The organism is Klebsiella sp. OBRC7 (assembly GCF_000293135.1).
Lineage (GTDB): Bacteria > Pseudomonadota > Gammaproteobacteria > Enterobacterales > Enterobacteriaceae > Klebsiella > Klebsiella michiganensis.
Map to the genome: position 1 here is coordinate 12,922 of NZ_ALNJ01000019.1, position 18,214 is coordinate 31,135.

General features: G+C 58.7%; 19 protein-coding genes, 1 pseudogene and 1 riboswitch. Of the genes and pseudogenes, 11 read left to right on the forward strand and 9 right to left on the reverse strand.

The features are described from left to right. Positions 1 to 10: 10 nt before the first annotated feature. Positions 11 to 802 (reverse strand): 4,5-DOPA dioxygenase extradiol, encoded by a 792-nt coding sequence (ygiD, locus tag HMPREF1144_RS03135; protein WP_009651860.1) that lies wholly within the window; start codon positions 800 to 802, stop codon positions 11 to 13. A gap of 193 nt (positions 803 to 995) precedes the next feature. Between ygiD and zupT the strand changes: the two genes are divergently transcribed. After that, positions 996 to 1,766 (forward strand): zinc transporter ZupT, encoded by a 771-nt coding sequence (gene zupT / locus HMPREF1144_RS03140; protein ID WP_032721895.1) that lies wholly within the window; start codon positions 996 to 998, stop codon positions 1,764 to 1,766. A gap of 61 nt (positions 1,767 to 1,827) precedes the next feature. Here zupT and ribB read toward each other — a convergent pair whose 3' ends face one another. After that, a complete protein-coding gene (gene ribB, locus HMPREF1144_RS03145) occupies positions 1,828 to 2,481 on the reverse strand; it encodes a 3,4-dihydroxy-2-butanone-4-phosphate synthase (RefSeq protein WP_004854262.1) in 654 nt (217 codons plus the stop codon). A 106-nt stretch (positions 2,482 to 2,587) separates the two neighbouring features. Next, positions 2,588 to 2,739, reverse strand: a riboswitch (FMN riboswitch). 120 nt (positions 2,740 to 2,859) lie between these two features. Between ribB and ubiK the strand changes: the two genes are divergently transcribed. After that, positions 2,860 to 3,141, forward strand: a complete 282-nt coding sequence (gene ubiK / locus HMPREF1144_RS03150) for a ubiquinone biosynthesis accessory factor UbiK (RefSeq protein ID WP_004854265.1) — start codon at positions 2,860 to 2,862, stop codon at positions 3,139 to 3,141. A 53-nt stretch (positions 3,142 to 3,194) separates the two neighbouring features. Here ubiK and glgS read toward each other — a convergent pair whose 3' ends face one another. The 4 genes from glgS to HMPREF1144_RS03170 all read right to left on the reverse strand — a co-directional run bounded on the left by glgS (position 3,195) and on the right by HMPREF1144_RS03170 (position 9,326). Beyond that, positions 3,195 to 3,404 (reverse strand): cell surface composition regulator GlgS, encoded by a 210-nt coding sequence (gene glgS, locus HMPREF1144_RS03155; protein WP_004854266.1) that lies wholly within the window; start codon positions 3,402 to 3,404, stop codon positions 3,195 to 3,197. A 273-nt stretch (positions 3,405 to 3,677) separates the two neighbouring features. Then, entirely contained in the window at positions 3,678 to 5,111 is a 1,434-nt protein-coding gene (gene hldE / locus HMPREF1144_RS03160) for a bifunctional D-glycero-beta-D-manno-heptose-7-phosphate kinase/D-glycero-beta-D-manno-heptose 1-phosphate adenylyltransferase HldE (protein ID WP_009651836.1), read from the reverse strand. A gap of 58 nt (positions 5,112 to 5,169) precedes the next feature. After that, entirely contained in the window at positions 5,170 to 8,004 is a 2,835-nt protein-coding gene (gene glnE / locus HMPREF1144_RS03165; RefSeq protein ID WP_009651874.1) for a bifunctional [glutamate--ammonia ligase]-adenylyl-L-tyrosine phosphorylase/[glutamate--ammonia-ligase] adenylyltransferase, read from the reverse strand. Positions 8,005 to 8,027: 23 nt separating this feature from the next. Then, positions 8,028 to 9,326, reverse strand: coding sequence for an inorganic triphosphatase (locus tag HMPREF1144_RS03170; protein WP_009651845.1), 1,299 nt, complete (start codon positions 9,324 to 9,326; stop codon positions 8,028 to 8,030). Between the two features lie 214 nt (positions 9,327 to 9,540). Between HMPREF1144_RS03170 and HMPREF1144_RS03175 the strand changes: the two genes are divergently transcribed. Both HMPREF1144_RS03175 and HMPREF1144_RS03180 read left to right on the forward strand, forming a co-directional pair. Next, positions 9,541 to 10,161 (forward strand): TIGR04211 family SH3 domain-containing protein, encoded by a 621-nt coding sequence (locus tag HMPREF1144_RS03175; protein ID WP_004854274.1) that lies wholly within the window; start codon positions 9,541 to 9,543, stop codon positions 10,159 to 10,161. A gap of 60 nt (positions 10,162 to 10,221) precedes the next feature. Beyond that, positions 10,222 to 11,463: a multifunctional CCA addition/repair protein gene (locus HMPREF1144_RS03180; RefSeq protein ID WP_009651910.1), complete on the forward strand. Its 1,242-nt coding sequence runs from the start codon at positions 10,222 to 10,224 to the stop codon at positions 11,461 to 11,463. A gap of 10 nt (positions 11,464 to 11,473) precedes the next feature. Here HMPREF1144_RS03180 and bacA read toward each other — a convergent pair whose 3' ends face one another. Both bacA and folB read right to left on the reverse strand, forming a co-directional pair. Next, on the reverse strand, positions 11,474 to 12,295 hold the full coding sequence (gene bacA / locus HMPREF1144_RS03185) for an undecaprenyl-diphosphate phosphatase (protein WP_004854277.1): 822 nt from the start codon (positions 12,293 to 12,295) through the stop codon (positions 11,474 to 11,476). A 203-nt stretch (positions 12,296 to 12,498) separates the two neighbouring features. After that, the gene (folB, locus tag HMPREF1144_RS03190; protein ID WP_004854280.1) at positions 12,499 to 12,882 is read right to left on the reverse strand and encodes a bifunctional dihydroneopterin aldolase/7,8-dihydroneopterin epimerase; all 384 of its coding nucleotides are present in this window, start codon (positions 12,880 to 12,882) and stop codon (positions 12,499 to 12,501) included. Between the two features lie 221 nt (positions 12,883 to 13,103). Between folB and plsY the strand changes: the two genes are divergently transcribed. Further along, positions 13,104 to 13,724 (forward strand): glycerol-3-phosphate 1-O-acyltransferase PlsY, encoded by a 621-nt coding sequence (gene plsY / locus HMPREF1144_RS03195; protein WP_004854283.1) that lies wholly within the window; start codon positions 13,104 to 13,106, stop codon positions 13,722 to 13,724. A 96-nt stretch (positions 13,725 to 13,820) separates the two neighbouring features. Here the strand turns inward: plsY and HMPREF1144_RS33445 are convergent. Beyond that, positions 13,821 to 13,904, reverse strand: a pseudogene (locus HMPREF1144_RS33445) (short-chain dehydrogenase); the annotation flags it as partial. Here HMPREF1144_RS33445 and HMPREF1144_RS03200 point away from each other — a divergent pair. From HMPREF1144_RS03200 to HMPREF1144_RS03225, 6 genes are read left to right on the forward strand one after another with little or no spacing between them, the layout of a single operon-like run. Continuing rightward, entirely contained in the window at positions 13,894 to 14,718 is an 825-nt protein-coding gene (locus HMPREF1144_RS03200) for an urease accessory protein UreD (protein ID WP_004854284.1), read from the forward strand. The pseudogene HMPREF1144_RS33445 and the gene HMPREF1144_RS03200 overlap by 11 nt on opposite strands. Positions 14,719 to 14,727: 9 nt before the next feature. Further along, a complete protein-coding gene (locus tag HMPREF1144_RS03205) occupies positions 14,728 to 15,030 on the forward strand; it encodes an urease subunit gamma (RefSeq protein ID WP_004125356.1) in 303 nt (100 codons plus the stop codon). A gap of 9 nt (positions 15,031 to 15,039) precedes the next feature. After that, the gene (locus tag HMPREF1144_RS03210; RefSeq protein ID WP_004854287.1) at positions 15,040 to 15,360 is read left to right on the forward strand and encodes an urease subunit beta; all 321 of its coding nucleotides are present in this window, start codon (positions 15,040 to 15,042) and stop codon (positions 15,358 to 15,360) included. Continuing rightward, positions 15,353 to 17,056: an urease subunit alpha gene (gene ureC, locus HMPREF1144_RS03215; protein ID WP_004854289.1), complete on the forward strand. Its 1,704-nt coding sequence runs from the start codon at positions 15,353 to 15,355 to the stop codon at positions 17,054 to 17,056. Before HMPREF1144_RS03210 ends, ureC begins: the two co-directional genes overlap by 8 nt. Positions 17,057 to 17,065: 9 nt before the next feature. Beyond that, on the forward strand, positions 17,066 to 17,536 hold the full coding sequence (gene ureE / locus HMPREF1144_RS03220; protein WP_004854292.1) for an urease accessory protein UreE: 471 nt from the start codon (positions 17,066 to 17,068) through the stop codon (positions 17,534 to 17,536). After that, positions 17,537 to 18,211, forward strand: coding sequence for an urease accessory protein UreF (locus HMPREF1144_RS03225; protein ID WP_009651872.1), 675 nt, complete (start codon positions 17,537 to 17,539; stop codon positions 18,209 to 18,211). It begins immediately after the preceding gene. Positions 18,212 to 18,214 lie beyond the last annotated feature (3 nt).

An 18,214-nucleotide genomic window follows, 5' to 3' on the forward strand; every position in this document is an offset into this window, starting at 1 on the left:
TTGTTTTTTCTCAAGCGCCAATCACTACTGACAGCATACTCAACGACCCCATTTCTATTCCGTCAACCGGAATATGTATCGGCTCCTCGCCGTCCCAGGCCCCCAGTACGTACAACAGCGGTAGGAAGTGTTCGGCTGTCGGGTTAGATAGCGATCCACCTTCATGCGCCAGGTAATTCACCAGCGGATGTTCCGCTACGGGACCTTTCCAGTCCAGGTTCGCCTTCACGTAGTCATTAAACGACGCCGCCCAGGGATAAGGTGTATTTTCGCCGTGCCAGCGCGCGGTACGTAGGTTATGCACCACGTTGCCGCTTGCCACCAGCATAATGCCCTCATCGCGCAGCTGAGCCAGCTTGCGCCCCATTTCGAAATGCCATGCCGCGGGCTTCGTGCTATCAATACTCAGCTGTACCATCGGAATATCGGCATCGGGATACATTTTAATTAACACGCCCCAGGAACCGTGATCAAAGCCCCAGGCTTCTTTATCCAGCGTTACCGGCACCGGCGCCAGTAGCTCAACCAGACGCTGGGCCAGCTCAGGCGAACCCGGCGCCGGATAATGCGTATCGTAAAGCGCCTGGGGAAAACCGCCAAAATCATGAATCGTTTTCGGCGCCTCCATCGCGGTCACCCCTGTTCCGCGAGTGAACCAGTGCGCGGAAATCACCACAATGGCTTTAGGGCGCGCCAGCGTCTCGCCCAGATGCCGCCAGGCGCGAGTATAGATGTTATCTTCCAGCACGTTCATCGGGCTACCGTGACCTAAAAAGAGCGCGGGCATGCGGGTACGGGACATAGTGATATCCTTTATTAAGAAAGTTGATGTATTTACATTACGCTCTTTCTATGGAGGATAAACTCAGATAAGCATGATGATGATCGTCAGAAAATTTGAATGTAAGCGGCGGTAAAGAGTGAATCCGCACGCTCGCGATCGTCAACGGATCACGATACTCTTAATAAGAATCATTTTCATAAGGAGGTGAATGTTGTCCTCACCCGTCATTTTGACCCTGCTGGCAGGGAGCGCTACCTTTGTTGGCGCCATTTTCGGCGTTATCGGGCAGAAACCCTCGAATCGCTTACTGGGATTCTCGCTGGGATTCGCCGCCGGGATCATGCTGCTGATTTCGTTGATGGAGATGCTGCCCGCCGCGCTGGCTACCGAAGGCATGTCTCCCCTGCTCGGCTACGGCATGTTTATTATCGGCCTTCTGGGCTACTTTGCGCTTGACCGCATGCTGCCTCACGCCCACCCGCAGGATCTGATGTCTCCCGGTATTTCCCGCCCGCGCAACCTGCGGCGTACGGCGATTTTGCTGACCTTAGGCATCAGTCTGCATAACTTCCCCGAGGGCATCGCGACCTTCGTGACGGCCAGCAATAATCTCGAGCTGGGCATGGGGGTCGCGTTAGCCGTTGCGCTACATAACATCCCGGAAGGGCTGGCGGTAGCAGGCCCGGTCTATGCCGCCACGGGCTCCAGAAGTAAAGCGGTGTTCTGGGCGGGTCTTTCCGGGATGGCGGAAATCTTCGGCGGCGTGCTGGCCTGGCTGGTGCTGGGCAGTGCGATATCCCCGGTGATGATGGGCGCCATTATGGCCGCGGTTGCCGGTATCATGATTGCGCTGTCGGTCGATGAGCTTATGCCGCTGGCGAAAGAGCTCGATCCGCAAAGCAACCCGAGCTATGGCGTGCTGTGTGGGATGTCAGTGATGGGATTAAGCCTGGTGGTTTTGCAAACGGTGGGCATTGGCTAAACAAACGCTAAAAACAATGAAGCCCACCAAAAGGCAGGCTTTATTCAGCAACCAACGGCAATCAGCTGGCTTTACGTTCGTGTTCGCGACGGTAGGCCACTAAATCTTCAATCGTGACCACTTCCATATTGTGCTGCTGAGCAAACTCGATGCACTGCGGCGCACGCGCCATAGAGCCGTCGTCGTTGGTCAGTTCACACAGTACACCTGCCGGTTTGAGGCCAGCCAACGTGACCAGATCGATGGTTGCTTCAGTATGGCCGCCGCGGGTCAGAACGCCGCCCGGCTGCGCGCGCAGCGGGAAAACGTGTCCAGGGCGGTTCAGGTCGGACGGCTTCGCGCCATCGGCAATTGCCGCACGCACGGTGGTTACGCGGTCAGCGGCGGAAACGCCGGTGGTCACGCCTTCAGCGGCTTCGATGGTCACGGTAAAACCGGTACCGTAGGCGCTGGTGTTGTTCTCAACCATCATTGGCAGGTCGAGCTGTTTACGGCGATCTTCCGTCAGGCACAGGCAGACAATGCCGCTGCCGTGGCGAATGGTCAGTGCCATCTGCTCAACGGTCATGGTTTCAGCGGCGAAAATCATATCGCCTTCGTTTTCACGGTCTTCATCGTCAAGTACCATCACACCGCGGCCTTCGCGCAGTGCATCCAGAGCACGTTCTACACGTTCAAAAGCGGTACCAAAAGAGGAAAGTAGCGTCTGATTCATGGTAAAAAAAACCTCATTAATTGTATGGTTACCAGAATCAGGGCAGTCTTAGGAGCGCCGGTTTAGCGGCAAAAGTCAACGCAAGCGGGTACAAACCCGACTGAGCCGTTACTCTCTCCCATCCGGACTCTAACCGTCGGCCCCGGAATTACACCGGATCTGCTGACCTTTCTGCACTTGCAGAAAGCGCTCGCGGGCTTTCAACGCTATGGTTGATTTACCGCCGGTGGGGAATTTCGCCCCGCCCTGAGAATAAGCAAAGCAACTATAACGCTATTGACTATCGTCGGCAATGCATAAGCTTCAAACATTTATGGTTTATAGGCGCCGACGATCGCACTACAATGAGCGCATAACCGACCAGAGCAGGAAACCACCATGATTGACCCGAAAAAAATTGAACAAATCGCCCGTCAGGTTCATGAATCAATGCCGAAGGGGCTCCGCGATCTGGGGGAAGACGTGGAGAAAAAAATCCGTCAGGTGCTCCAGTCGCAGTTAACTCGTCTGGACCTGGTAAGCCGCGAAGAGTTCGACGTGCAGACGCAGGTGCTGTTGCGCACGCGTGAAAAGCTGGCGCTTCTGGAGCAGCGTCTTAACGATCTGGAAAACCGTTCGCCGAGCGCACCGGCAGCGCCGGACGTCGAAGAGAAGCCGTAAAACAAGCAACGGGCCGTCAGGCCCGTTGTCGTATCTGTACTGCGGTGAGTAGATTAGTGCTCCAGCTCCGCTTCTGGCGTCATGGTTTTATTCGCCTGGCGGCAGTAAAGTTCATAGCGTTGACAAAACCATTCGCGATGCGCTTCATCCATATTACCAACAATGGCCTGAAGATCGACGGGCTGACCTTGTGCGTTCATCCTGGCGAAGCTCTGGGCCAGAAAATCAAAATTCTTCATTAAATACATATCGTTTTTCTTCATACGCATACTCCTTCAGCCGTTGGTGTTCTGATTGGTCATATGCTTTTTACTGACTTCAGTATTTATCCTTACCTTAGCTTTTTTTGTACGAAAAATGCGCCTCAAGTGGTGATTTGTTGAGCCAAATCATTTATGCCGTCATTAAATAAAAAGAGGCCCGCGATTAGGCGATCGCGGGCCTCTTTTGTCCTGTTTTGCAGCGTTATCGCCGGTTACGCCTCGGTTAGCGCGATAATTCCGGCCATACCGCCGCTACGGTGCGAAGAGAAAACATTACTGTTTGTTATCTTTCTGGATCTTCTTAATGATGTTGGTCGTCGAGCAGCCATCTTCAAAGTTGAGCACCAGCACCTCGCCGCCGTTTGCCCAGACTTCTTCGCTACCGGCGATCTGTTCCGGCTTATAGTCGCCGCCTTTCACCAGCAGATCCGGCAGAATTCCGGCAATCAGACGCTGCGGGGTATCCTCTTCAAAAGAGACCACCCAATCGACGGCTTCCAGCGCGCCCAACACGATCATCCGCTGATCCAGCGGGTTGACCGGGCGAGAGTCGCCTTTCAGACGCCGGGTTGACGCGTCGCTGTTCACCGCAACGATCAGCCGATCGCCCAGCTTGCGGGCGTTAGCCAGGTAGGAAACGTGGCCCGCGTGTAAAATATCGAACACGCCGTTGGTCATCACCACTTTCTCGCCGCGCTTGCGCGCCGCGGCGACCGCCTGCTTCAGCTCTTCTTCGCCCATCACGCCAAAACCCGTCTCCGAGCGCCCGCGCACCGCGTTCTCCAGTTCGATAGGCGAAACGGTAGAGGTACCGAGTTTACCGACCACGACGCCCGCCGCCGCGTTGGCAAAGTAGCAGGCCTCTTCCAGAGTGTTGCCGGAGGCCAGCGTCGCCGCCAGCACGCCGATGACCGTGTCACCCGCGCCGGTAACATCATAGACTTCCTGGGCCTGAGTGGGCATATGCAGCGGCGGTCGCCCCGGCTGCAGCAGCGTCATCCCTTGCTCGGAACGGGTCACCAGCAGCGCCGAGAGGTCAAAATCGGCGATGATTTTCATCCCGCGCTCAACGATCTCTTCTTCATCCTTACATTTACCCGCGACCGCCTCAAACTCTGAGAGGTTAGGCGTCAGCAGGGTGGCGCCGCGATAGCGTTCAAAATCCGTGCCCTTCGGGTCGATAAGCACCGGAACGCCCGCGTCGCGAGCCAGCTTAATCATGGTCTGAACGCTGGTCAGCGCACCTTTGGCGTAATCAGACAGTACCAACGCGCCAATGGAACCCAGCGCCTGCTGAATGCGCTCGTGCATCGGCTGCGGATCGACGCCGGAGAAACCCTCTTCAAAATCGAGACGAATCAGTTGCTGGTTGCGCGACAGTACGCGCAGTTTGGTAATCGTCGGATGCGTCGGGACGGACACAAAGTCGCACTTCACGTTGACGTCGGCCAGCGCCTTGCTTAACGCGCGGGCGGCATCGTCAATCCCGGTCAGGCCAACCAGACGAGAGGTCGCGCCGAGCGACGCAATGTTCATCGCCACGTTTGCCGCGCCGCCAGGACGTTCTTCGATATTTTCCACCTTCACTACCGGCACCGGCGCTTCCGGCGAAATACGGCTGGTGGGACCATACCAGTAGCGGTCCAGCATCACATCGCCAACCACCAACACTCCTGCACGTTCAAACTCTGGCAGCGTTACTTTCATTCCTCTCTCCTGCGAGACGCAAACTTTGCGCGCGATAATAGCACACCCGGTTTTTTAGTTAAGCCATCAACCACTTCTGCCAGCTGGCGCTGACCTGTTCACGCTCCTGGCTAAACGCTTCTGGCGCCACGTTCCCCGGCTGCTCCTGCAGCGCCAGGTGATGGAGCGCATCGCGCAGCGTGGTGTAAGCGTGAGTTAACGCCCTCGCCTCTGCCTCGTCCATAATGTCGTTCTGCGCCAGCAGTTCCAGAATACGGACGTTATCGGACCAGCGCGTGAGCTTCGGTTTATCACTGGCATAGCGTAGGACCAGATACTGGGTAATAAATTCAATATCCGTGATCCCCCCGGCATCGGCTTTAATATCAAAGCGATCGTGATGCTTATTTCCCAGGTGAGCGCGCATTTTTTCGCGCATTTCCCGCACTTCGGTCTGCAGTTTTTCGCCTTCTCGCGGGGTAGTAAGAATATCCCGACGAATGGCGTCAAAGCGCGCCTGTAGCTCAGGATCGCCGTACACTACGCGGGCGCGAACCAGCGCCTGATGCTCCCAGGTCCATGCCTCATTTTGTTGATAATCAGCAAAGGCATCGGCGGTGGTCACCAGCATGCCCGCCGCGCCAGAAGGACGTAAGCGAGCGTCCACTTCGTAGAGAATGCCCGACGAGGTGCGCGTGCTGAAAAGATGCATGATGCGCTGCGCCAGCCGCAGATAAAACTGACGACCGTCGATTTCGCGCTCGCCGTCGGTCATCACCTCCATCGGACAATCGTGGAGGAACACCAGATCGAGATCGGAACTGTAGCCCAGCTCCCAGCCCCCCAGCTTACCGTAGCCAACCACCGCAAAACCGCGCCCCTGGCGATCGTGCAGGTGCGTCGGCTGCCCGTAGCGGGCCACCATCTGCAGCCAGGCCTGCTGGACCACCGCGTCAATCATCGCCTCCGCCAGCCAGGTTAAGTGATCGCTCACTTTCATCACCGGCAGGGTTCCGGCGATATCGGCCGCGGCGATATGCAGCAACTGCGCCTGCTTAAACTGGCGCAGCGCCTCCAGCTGCTGCTCTTCATCATCCTCCGGTACGCGCAGCAGATACTGCCGAAGTTCGTCGCGATAGGCATCGGTGGCCGTCGGTTGATAAAGCGTATTCGGGTCCAGCAGCTCGTCCAGCAGCAGCGGATGGCGAGCCAGCTGGCTGGCGACCATCGGCGACGCCGCGCACAGGCTAATCAGGTGCTTTAGCGCGCCGGGGAATTCGCTCAGCAGCTCCAGATAGGTTGTGCGGGTGACAATCCCGGTGAGCAGCGGCGTAATGCGCGCCAGCGGCACCGGGGCATCCGCGCGCGAGCAGATTTCGCTGAGCAGATGCGGCATGAGCTGGTCAAGCACCTGACGGCCGCGCGGGCCAATCGTGCGCCGGTCCAGCTCTTTACGAAAATCGGCGATCAGCGCCAGCACGCTGCGGCGATCGCTGTCGGCGAGATGCGCCAGCGCCGGGCTGGTATCATCCTCCTGCAGCGCGTCCTGCCACAGTTCGCGCCAGTACTCTTCAAGCTGTTCATCCGGCGACTGGGTTTCATCGTCGCCGATCAACTCATTAAACACGCGCCGCACGTTAGCCATCTGCTCCGCCAGCCGCGCGCTGAGCGTATCCCAGTCGGCAGCCCCCATCCCCCAGGCCAGCCGGGCGCGATTAAGTTCATCCTGCGGCAGGGTTTGCGTCTGCTCGTCGTTGATGCTTTGCAGCAGGTTTTCCAGACGACGCAAAAACAGATAGGCTTCGCGCAGCCTCTGCGCATCCCCTTCCGGCAGCAGGTGCAGCTCTTCGATGGCGGCCAGCGTCGGCAGCAAAGCCCGCTGCTGCAGCATCGGTTCGCGTCCGCCGCGAATCAGCTGGAAGACCTGGACAATAAACTCCACTTCGCGGATGCCGCCCGCGCCGAGCTTGATATTGTCCTTCAGTCCCCGACGGCGTACCTCACGGGCGATCATTCCCTTCATGTTGCGCAGAGACTGAATCACGCTGAAATCAATATAGCGGCGGAAGACAAACGGCTGCAGCATGGCGCGCAGCTCGCTGGCGTAAACGCCATCGTTATCGCCCATGATTCGCGCTTTCACCATCGCGTAGCGCTCCCAGTCGCGCCCCTGCTCCTGGTAATAATCCTCCAGCGCGGCAAAGCTCAGCACCAGCGGGCCGCTGTCGCCAAACGGGCGCAGGCGCATATCCACGCGGTAGACAAAGCCATCCTGGGTGGGCTGATCCAGCACCTTAATCAGGCGCTGCCCGAGGCGGGTAAAAAACTGGGCGTTGTCCAGCTCGCGACGGCCGCCGCGCGTGGCGCCATGCTCCGGCCAGGCGAAAATCAGATCGATGTCGGAGGAGAAATTCAGCTCGCCGCCGCCGAGCTTGCCCATCCCGAGGATCAGCAGCGGCTGCGGCGTACCTTCAGCATTACACGGAGTGCCCCATTCACGGCAGCAGGCGGCGTATAGCCAGTCGCGCGCGGCGACGATTAAGGTCTCCGCCAGCGCGCTTAGCTGCTGCAGGCTGCTCTCTTCGCTGACCAGCGATAGCGCCTGGGCCCAGGCGATACGCACCATGATCCGACGGCGAAACTGGCGCAGCTCACGCATCAGCGCGGCTTCATCATTGACCTCGGCCAGGCGAACCTGCAGCCAGTCGGCATAGTGATGCCACTCCTGCGCCTCGGGGGGGGCACTTTCAAGCTCCGCCAGCCACTGCGGCTGCGCGATCAGACTCTGTTCGACGAAATCGCTAAAGGCCATGACCGATTGCGCCCGATCGCTCAACGTCGATACGGGAAAATCCGCTGGTAGCCGGCCTGCGACCGTCTGCCAGTGCTGCTGTAATTGCGAAGAAAGCGGCATCTTAGGGGCTCCCTGGCCTGAAATTATCGTTTTCCACTATGCAACCAGAACGGCTCCGCGGCCAGCGCCTGGCGACGAAAATATTCGATAACGCTGCTGTCGTTATGCGCAATCGCCCGGCGGGTTTCTTGCCAGTTTTCCAGCCACGGCGCGGCAGCGTCGATATAAGCGCCGGATAGCAGCTGAACGGTGTCAATTTCACGGGTCAGGCGCGGAAGCTGATCGACATAACCGTCAGCGGACGGCTGGCGGAAGGCGTTTTTCAGCTCCGCCGCCGCTCTGGAGAGCTGAATATCCGCGAAGCGTTTAAACGAGCCGGCAATTTTCTGCTCTCCGGCTGCGTTCAGGAAGGGACGCCAGCCGCGGTTTATCAGCAGATCGGTGAGCGTCAGCTTGGCTCTGACGGTCGCCACGCTGAAAAGCGCCGCCTGGGCGGTTTCGGCCTCCGCCAGCGCCGCCTCAGCTTCGCTCAGACGCTCACGCAGCAGCGTGGTGGCCTTGCGCGGGACAATACCGCCAAACAGCACCAGCGCGTGCCGCACGCGGGCGATAGCGTGCAAAATCTCCGCTTTCGCTTTTGCATTGCCGCGATTGAGGAGTTCATCATGATACAGCCAGTGTGCCAGCGCGCTTTCCAGCGCCGCTTCCAGACCCTGCTCAACGCTGGCCTTCGGCGCGACGCGAAGGATCGTTAACGCGGTCAGCGGACGTTCTTCATTGCCCTGCGCCAGATGATAACCGCGCGCCGCCTTGCTCAGGCTGCCCTGACGCAGTACGCCGGTATCCAGCAGGCGACGGGCAAGGGTCAGAATGTCCTGCGTAGTACCGGACAGCAGTTCCAGCTCCAGTTCACAAATCGGTTCCTGATGCTCGCCGGCTTTAACTTCGCCGCGGTCAAGCGCGATTTCAATTTCGGTGGCGCCTTCTTTGACCACCCATCTTTCCCGCTCAAAATCGGTGCTGAAAAGCGGCTGTACGTTCTGTGCGAGCGCCGCCGGCAGTTCCCCCTGCGGCCAGACCTCAGCCGGCAGTTTCTCCAGCGCCAGCTCCGGCGTGTCCAGCGGAATGTTGTATTCCGGACGCTGATGCAGGCCGCCGACGACGCGCCCGGCAATTTTCAGCGTCATTTCATAGCGCCCCTGGTCGCCGCGAATGCGCAGCCCCATGTCGTGGCGGCGCAGCCAGTTATCCGCCGTTTCATAGTAAATATTCAGCAATTGACCCGCTGGCGTATGCCTTGCCTCCAGCGCGTTGAGGTGCTGACGCAGCGCGTCAACGCCATTCTGATCAACGATAAACTTTAATTCGATTTCTTGAGCCATGACTGAATTCTTCCGCTTATATGCTGTGCCGGGAAATTGCGGCGAACTAACAACGATATTTCTTGTCAGTAAATAGTATTTTGCGGCGAATCGCCATGCAATGCGCATTTTGCCGGGCCACCTGATAGATGATTCTGATTGTGGCGGAAAACTTTGCGTCGCTTCGGCGATGCCACTACTATCGTTCAACTTTTTATGACCAAACGATGACCTGATGCCAAAATTACGCCTTATTACATTGACTTTGCTGGCGCTGAGCGCCGCCACGGCGGTTCACGCGGAAGAAAAACGTTACGTTTCAGATGAACTGAATACCTGGGTGCGCAGCGGTCCGGGCGATAACTATCGTCTCGTGGGCACCATCAACGCCGGTGAAGAAGTCGCGGTGCTGCAAACCAACGACAGCACGAACTATGCTCAGGTACGCGACAACAGCGGCCGTACCGCCTGGATCCCCTTGAAAGAGCTGAGCAACGAGCCCAGCCTGCGCACCCGCGTGCCGGATCTGGAAAACCAGGTCAAAACCCTGACCGACAAACTCAACAACATCGACACCACCTGGAACCAGCGCACGGCGGACATGCAGAAGAAAGTCGCCGGTAGCGACACCGTGATAAACGGTCTGAAAGAAGAGAACCAAAAGCTGAAAAATGAGCTGGTTGTCGCGCAGAAAAAGGTAAACGCCGCAAATCTGCAGCTTGATGACAAACAGCGCACCATTATCATGCAGTGGTTTATGTACGGCGGCGGCGTGCTGGGGGTCGGCCTGATCCTCGGACTGGTGTTGCCGCACCTGGTACCGAGCCGCAAACGCAAAGACCGCTGGATGAACTAATTCGTCTTCTCTGCCAGACTTACGTATCATCGTAAGAAAATAAAGACGGGAGAGTGAGGCGTGAAGGTTTATCTGGTCGGTGGTGCAGTACGAGATGCGTTATTAAGGCTACCGGTTAAAGACAAAGATTGGGTCGTGGTTGGCGCCACGCCTCAGCAACTCCTCGACGCGGGCTACCAGCAGGTAGGCCGTGATTTTCCCGTGTTCCTTCATCCGCAAAGCCGTGAAGAGTATGCCCTGGCGCGCACCGAGCGCAAGTCCGGCTCCGGCTACACCGGCTTTACCTGCTATGCCGCCGCTGACGTCACCCTTGAGCAAGACCTGCTGCGCCGCGATCTGACGATCAACGCGCTGGCCCAGGACGCCGACGGCCAGATTATCGATCCCTACGGCGGCCAGGCTGATTTACGCCAGCGCCTGTTGCGCCACGTCTCGCCCGCCTTTAGCGAGGACCCGCTACGCGTTCTGCGCGTGGCGCGTTTTGCCGCCCGCTACGCGCATCTGGGGTTTCGTGTCGCCGATGAAACCATGGCGCTGATGCGCGCAATGGCCGATGCCGGTGAGCTGGCGCATCTCACGCCGGAGCGGGTATGGAAAGAGACGGAAAGCGCCCTTACCACCCGCAACCCGCAGGTCTTCTTCCAGACCTTACGCGACTGCCGCGCGCTCAAGGTGCTGTTCCCGGAAGTCGACGCCCTTTACGGCGTACCGGCTCCGGCTAAATGGCACCCGGAAATCGACACTGGCCTGCATACGCTGATGACCATCACCATGGCGGCGATGCTCTCGCCCGAAGTGGATGTCCGTTTTGCCACCCTATGCCACGACCTCGGGAAAGGACTGACGCCGAAAGCGCTCTGGCCACGCCATCATGGTCACGGTCCGGCTGGCGTTAAGCTGGTCGAGCAGCTCTGCGCCCGTTTGCGGGTGCCAAACGAGCTGCGCGACCTGGCAAAACTGGTCGCCGAATTTCACGATCTGATTCATACGCTGCCTATCCTGCAGCCGAAGACGCTGGTCAAGCTGTTCGATAATATCGACGCCTGGCGCAAGCCGCATCGTGTCAGGCAAATCGCGTTAACCAGCGAGGCCGACGTGCGCGGGCGCACCGGCTTTGAAGCCTGCGATTATCCACAGGGTCGCCTGCTGCTGGAAGCCTGGGACGTTGCCCGGTCGGTCTCAACAAAAGAGGTGGTGGCGGAAGGTTTTCAGGGCGTTGAAATTCGTGAAGAGCTGACGCGTCGGCGAATTCAGGCCGTCGCCCGCTGGAAAGAAAAGCGTTGCCCTCAGCCGCGGGACTGAGGGCGGGCGCTTAGAAGAAGACCACGTAGACCGCTGCCGCAACGATAAAACGATAGATGGCGAACGGGATAAACGAAATACGTTTAATCAGCTGCAGGAAGGTTTTAATCGCAATCAGCGCGACGATAAACGCCGTGATAAAACCGACGGCAAACATCGGAATATCGCCGGCGTTCAGGAAGCCAATGCTCTTGTACATATCCAGTACGGTTGCGCCCATCATCATCGGCACCGCCAGCAGGAACGAGAACTCAGAGGCCGCATAGCGGCTGACGCCCATCAGCATCCCGCCGGAAATCGTCGCCCCGGAACGCGAGAAGCCCGGCCACAGCGCCAGACACTGGAAGCAGCCGATGACGAACGCCTGACGATAGGTCATATCATCAATGCCCACCGCGCGCGGCTGTTTCGGCTTCAGCACCTCCGCCGCGATCAGCAGCACGCCGCCCACAATCAGCGCATACATCACGTTTATCGGGTTAAACAGCGACTTGATGGTATCGTGGAAAATCAGCCCCAGCACCACCGCTGGGATCATCCCCAAAAGAATATGGATAAGCGACAGGCGACCGCTGCCCTGGCCTTCATGCTCGGGTTTTTTGCCAAAATGAATGCCGATAAGACCAAACAGGCGGCGCCAGAACATCACCACAACGGCCAGAATGGAACCAAGCTGAATGACGACTTCAAACGTATTCGCGGTATCGCCTTCAAAACCCAGCAGATGACCGACAATAATCATATGACCAGTACTGGAGACAGGTAAAAATTCTGTCAAACCCTCAACCACACCCAATATTGCCGCTATCAGCAGCGAGTGTATATCGCTCATCCAATTAAACCCTTTAAAAAGTAAAATGAAAAAAACCAGGAACGAAGAACCGAGCTATCAGGCGTGCTTATTTGGCCACAGACAGCGCGCAGAAAAGTGAGCGTACAGGTTGTACGCAAGGATTTCGAGCGCTGTCACAGGGCAAAACGGCAAAGAAAATAGCCTGATGGCCGGATTCTATGACCGGTATAAACGCAATTTGTTTAACGAGTATGACCTGAAAAGTTTTGTTTCAGATTAAGGCCACGTTCAATAATGACGCCGACGTTAGCCGCCCGGGCTACCGCCCCGGGTTTGCTGACTTTAATACGTACCCATGGAGATTGAAACTTTTCCAGCAGCAGGTCGGCAATTTCTTCCGCCACGCGCTCCACCAGCGCAAAACGCCCGCCTTCGACGTGCCTGATGACCAGCTCGCTGATATCAGCATAGCTGAGACAATCGGTAACATCATCGCTGGCCGCCGCTTTGCGGTTATCCCACGCCATTTCGATATCGAACACCAGCTTCTGTTCGATGGTCTGTTCCCAGTCGTAAACACCAATTGTGGTGATTACCGAAAGTTGCTCTATAAATACAATATCCATCACGACCTGCCTGCTTTTTGGCTAAACCGGATACCACTTCCGGCCAATTATGCGTATTATCCACAGATGCAAAGACATCCCCTAAATAATTTGCGTTGCAGGAAGACAGCGACGCGGCAAGGCTCCAGGAGCATAGCGTCGCTATGGGTCCCGGCGAGCCAATGCGCGGACAACGCGCAGTGCGCTGGGGATAAAACGACACTTTCAAAATGGAACAGCTGATGAGTGCAATCGCGCCTGGACTGGTTATCCTCGCCTACCTCTGCGGCTCAATCTCCAGCGCCATTCTCGTTTGCCGCCTCGCTGGCCTTCCCGACCCTCGCGACAGCGGCTCCGGCAATCCGGGGGCGACGAACGTCCTGCGAATTGGCGGCAAGGGCGCAGCCGTAGCGGTGCTTATTTTTGACGTACTGAAAGGCATGCTGCCGGTCTGGGGCGCGTGGGCGTTAGGCCTGACGCCGTTCTGGCTCGGCCTGGTGGCGATCGCCGCCTGCGTGGGCCATATCTGGCCGGTATTTTTTAACTTTCGCGGCGGTAAAGGCGTGGCCACCGCTTTCGGCGCCATTGCCCCTATCGGCTGGGATCTCACCGGCGTGATGGCCGGAACCTGGCTGCTGACGATTCTGCTCAGCGGCTACTCCTCGCTGGGAGCTATCGTGAGCGCGCTGATTGCGCCGTTCTATGTCTGGTGGTTCAAACCGCAGTACACTTTCCCGGTTTCGATGCTGTCATGCCTGATTCTGCTGCGCCATCACGACAACATACAGCGTCTGTGGCGTCGTCAGGAAACCCGCATCTGGACCCGGCTCAAAAAGAAGAAAAAAACGCCGGAGCAGAAATAAACGTTGCTGCGCCGCAACTCGCAGCAAGTGAGTCCCAGGTGATTAAGGTGAACCAACGCGGCTGCGGCTCGAAGTATGACGGGCATAAGCTTTTCATATGACCGGGATGATTGGCCCCCGATCAATACTCTTCGCTGCAGTTTTATCTTGATTTTGCAGGGGCGCGACATTGCACGGCACGGTGTTACCACAGAATAAAAAAGGCTGGCAGGCCACGCTGGACCTCCGCTTTCAGCTTCTCGGCGGGAAAACAACGCTCGCCTCCCGTCGTCATGTCGGTCCCCTCACCGTTCAGCGTCCGTTTTATCCCGAAGAAGAGACCTGCCACCTCTACCTGCTTCATCCGCCCGGCGGTATCGTCGGCGGCGATGAACTCACCATCAGCGCCACGATTGAGTCCGATTGCCATACGCTGATCACCATGCCCGGCGCCAGCAAGTTCTATCGCAGCAGCGGCGCGCAGGCGCGTCTTCAGCAAACCCTGACGCTGGCCGAAAACTCAACGCTCGAGTGGCTGCCGCAGGACGCGATCTTCTTTCCCGGCGCCAACGCCGCTGTGTCTACCGCCTTTCATCTCGCCGCCTCCAGCACGCTGCTGGCGTGGGACCTGCTGTGCCTTGGCCGGCCGGTCATCGGTGAAGCCTTTAGCCACGGCGCGCTCGCCAATCGCCTGGAGGTGTGGGTCGACGGCTCTCCGCTGCTGATTGAGCGCCTGAGCCTGGCCGATGGACAGCTGGCCTGCGTCGCGCAGCAGCCGTGGGTGGGAACGATGCTGTTCTACCCGGCGAACGAAACGCTGCTGGAAGGCGTACGCGAAAAACTTACGCCGCTGGCAAACTACGCCGGCGCGACGCTCACCGACGGCCTGATGACGGTACGCTTTCTAAGTGACGATAATCTGCGTTGCCAGCGGGCGATGCGCGATATCTGGCAATTCATGCGCCCGCATCTGACCGGCAAATCTCCGGTACTTCCCCGAATCTGGCTGACTTAAGAGAACGCTATGGAACTGACACCCAGAGAAAAAGACAAGCTGTTGCTGTTTACCGCCGCGCTGGTGGCGGAGCGTCGCCTGGCCCGCGGCCTGAAGCTCAACTATCCCGAATCCGTGGCCCTGATTAGCGCCTTTATTATGGAAGGCGCGCGCGACGGCAAAAGCGTCGCCGAGCTGATGGAAGAGGGACGCCACGTCCTGAGCCGCGACCAGGTCATGGAAGGCGTGCCGGAAATGATCCCCGATATCCAGGTCGAAGCCACCTTCCCGGACGGCTCGAAGCTGGTCACCGTCCATAACCCGATAATCTGAGGTAGCGCGATGATTCCAGGAGAATATCAGATAAAGCCCGGACAGATAGCCCTCAACGCTGGCCGCGCAACCTGCAGCATTATTGTTGAAAATCACGGCGACCGGCCAATTCAGGTCGGCTCGCATTACCACTTCGCCGAGGTCAACCCGGCGCTGAAGTTCGATCGCCAGCAGGCGACCGGCTATCGCCTGAATATCGCCGCCGGCACCGCAGTGCGCTTCGAACCGGGCCAAAAGCGCGAGGTGGAGCTGGTGGCGCTGGCCGGAACCCGCGCGGTGTACGGTTTCCGCGGAGACGTTATGGGCGCGCTGGAGGCAAACGATGAGTGACATTTCACGTCAGGCCTATGCCGACATGTTCGGCCCCACCACCGGCGATAAAGTTCGCCTGGCCGACACCGAGCTGTGGATCGAAGTCGAAGATGATTTGACCACCTACGGCGAAGAGGTCAAATTTGGCGGCGGTAAAGTGATCCGCGACGGAATGGGACAGGGACAAATGCTTTCCGCCGGGTGCGTAGATCTGGTGCTGACCAACGCCCTGATCGTCGATTACTGGGGGATCGTCAAAGCCGATATCGGCGTCAAAGACGGGCGGATCTTCGCGATCGGCAAAGCCGGCAACCCGGATATTCAGCCCAACGTCACGATCCCGATCGGCGCGGCCACGGAAATTATTGCGGCGGAAGGCAAGATCGTCACCGCCGGCGGCGTCGATACGCATATTCACTGGATCTGTCCGCAGCAGGCGGAAGAAGCGCTGGTCTCCGGCGTCACCACCATGATCGGCGGCGGGACCGGCCCGGCGGCGGGCACCAACGCCACGACCTGTACGCCCGGGCCATGGTACATCTCGCGGATGCTGCAGGCCGCGGACAGCCTGCCGGTCAATATTGGCCTGCTGGGTAAAGGCAATGGTTCGAATCCGGATGCGCTGCGTGAGCAGGTCGCGGCCGGGGTTATCGGCCTGAAAATTCACGAAGACTGGGGCGCGACCCCGGCGGCAATCGACTGTGCGCTGACCGTGGCCGACGAAATGGACGTGCAGGTCGCGCTGCACAGCGACACCCTCAATGAGTCCGGATTCGTTGAGGATACCCTGGCGGCCATCGGCGGGCGCACTATCCATACTTTCCATACCGAAGGCGCGGGCGGCGGCCATGCGCCGGATATTATTACCGCCTGCGCACACCCCAATATTCTGCCCTCGTCGACCAATCCGACGCTGCCCTACACCGTCAACACCATTGACGAACATCTGGATATGCTGATGGTTTGCCATCACCTCGACCCGGATATCGCCGAGGACGTGGCGTTTGCCGAATCGCGCATTCGGCGGGAAACCATCGCCGCGGAGGACGTCCTGCACGATCTGGGCGCCTTCTCCCTCACCTCGTCTGATTCGCAGGCGATGGGTCGCGTCGGCGAAGTGGTGTTGCGCACCTGGCAGGTGGCGCACCGGATGAAGGTCCAGCGCGGCCCGCTGGCGGAAGAGAGCGGCGATAACGACAACTTCCGTGTGAAGCGCTATATCGCCAAGTACACCATTAATCCGGCGTTAACACACGGTATCGCCCACGAAGTCGGTTCGATTGAAGTGGGGAAACTGGCGGATCTGGTGCTGTGGTCCCCGGCGTTCTTCGGCGTGAAGCCGGCGACGATCGTTAAAGGCGGCATGATCGCCATGGCGCCGATGGGCGACATCAACGCCTCTATCCCGACGCCGCAGCCGGTGCACTATCGCCCGATGTTCGGCGCGCTGGGCAGCGCCCGTCACCGCTGCCGCTTGACCTTCCTGTCGCAGGCGGCGGCGGAAAACGGCGTCGCTGAACGGCTGAACCTGCACAGCGCGACGGCGGTGGTTAAAGGCTGCCGCGCGGTACAAAAAGCCGATATGCACCACAACGGCCTGCTGCCCAATATTACCGTGGATTCGCAAACCTACGAGGTGCGCATCGACGGCGAACTGATAACCAGCGAACCGGCGGATGTGTTACCGATGGCGCAACGTTATTTCCTGTTTTAAGGAGCGCAAATGCTTTATTTGACCCAACGGGTGGAGACCCCGGCGCAGGCCACGGCCAGCGTTACCCTGCCGATTGACGTGCGGGTAAAAAGCCGCATTAAAGTCACGCTTAACGATGGCCGTCAGGCGGGCCTGCTGCTGCCGCGCGGTCTGCTGCTGCGCGGCGGCGACATTCTCAGTAACGAAAACGGTAGCGAATTCATTGAAGTGATCGCCGCTGATGAAGCCGTTTCGGTCGTACGCTGCGCCGATCCTTTTATGCTGGCGAAGGCCTGCTATCACCTTGGCAATCGCCACGTGCCGCTACAGATTATGCCGGGCGAGCTGCGCTATCATCACGATCACGTCCTGGACGATATGCTGCGCCAGTTTGGCCTGGCCGTGGATTTCGCGCATCTGCCGTTTGAACCAGAAGCCGGCGCCTACGCCAGCGAATCGCACGGCCACCACCACCATCACGATCGTGAGCACAGCCACTAAATGCCGACGCCGGAAAAACGTCTGCGCTTGATGCAGCTTGCCAGCAACAGCCTCCCGGTTGGCGGCTACAGCTGGTCCCAGGGGCTGGAGTGGGCGGTGGAAGCGGGCTGGGTAGCGGATACCGCCGCCTTTGAGCGCTGGCAGCTGCGCCAAATGGAGCAGAGCTTTTTTACCGTCGACCTGCCGCTGTTTGCCCGCCTCTACCGGGCCTGCGAAGCGGGCGATCTGGCCTGCGCCCGGCGCTGGACCGCTTATCTGCTCGCCTGCCGGGAAACCCGCGAGCTGCGCGATGAAGAGCGCAACCGCGGCGCGGCCTTCACCCGGCTGCTGGCCGACTGGCAGCCGGACTGCCCACCCGAGTGGCGCAAGCTGTGCCAGCAAAGTCAGCTAACCGGCATGGCGTGGCTCGGCGTACGCTGGCAAATCGCCATTCCTGACCTGGCCCTGAGCCTTGGCTATAGCTGGATTGAAAGCGCGGTGATGGCTGGCGTCAAGCTGGTGCCCTTTGGCCAGCAGGCGGCCCAGCAGTTGATTCTTCGCCTGTGCGACCGCTACGCGGCGGACATGGACAGCGCCCTGGCGACTCCGGACGACGCCATCGGTTCGGCGACGCCGCTTGCGGCTATCGCTTCCGCCCGGCACGAAACCCAGTATTCCCGATTATTCCGTTCTTAGGAG